This window comes from Streptomyces sp. SP18BB07 (genome assembly GCF_036322545.1).
Classification (GTDB): Bacteria; Actinomycetota; Actinomycetes; order Streptomycetales; family Streptomycetaceae; genus Streptomyces; species Streptomyces deccanensis.
In genome coordinates this window covers 1-381 of record NZ_JAQYWT010000312.1, presented here as the reverse complement: position 1 = coordinate 381, position 381 = coordinate 1, and the positions used below count along the sequence as shown (strand labels likewise).

The following is a 381-nucleotide window of genomic DNA, read 5'->3' as shown; positions in this document are numbered from 1 at the left end:
TCGCCGACCAGGTCACCCGGGTCGCCCGGGACGTGGGTACGGAGGGCCGTCTCGGCGGTCAGGCGCAGGTGCCCGGAGTCGCCGGAGTGTGGCTCGACCTCACCGACTCAGTGAACGGCATGCCCGCCAACCTGTCCGGCCAGCAGCGCAACATCGCCGAGGTCGCCACCGCGGTTTCTACCTGGGCGAGGTTGCGCTCCTGGCCGGTCACGTTGGTGGGCTAGAGGTTCACTGTGTCGGTGAGGTCGCGCCAGACTCCGGCGACTCCGGGCACGTGCGCCTGACCGCCGAGTCGGCCCTCCGTTCCCACGTCCCGGGCGACCCGGGTGACCTGGTCGGCGAAGGACGACAGCTGGTCGACCATCGTGTTGATGGTGTTCT

Annotated in this window: 1 protein-coding gene; it reads left to right on the top strand. The window is 69.8% G+C overall.

Annotated elements, in window-relative coordinates; genetic code table 11:
- On the top strand, positions 1-224 hold a 224-nt coding region (locus PUR53_RS20940), incomplete at its 5' end, for a hypothetical protein (RefSeq protein ID WP_329909264.1).
- Positions 225-381 lie beyond the last annotated feature (157 nt).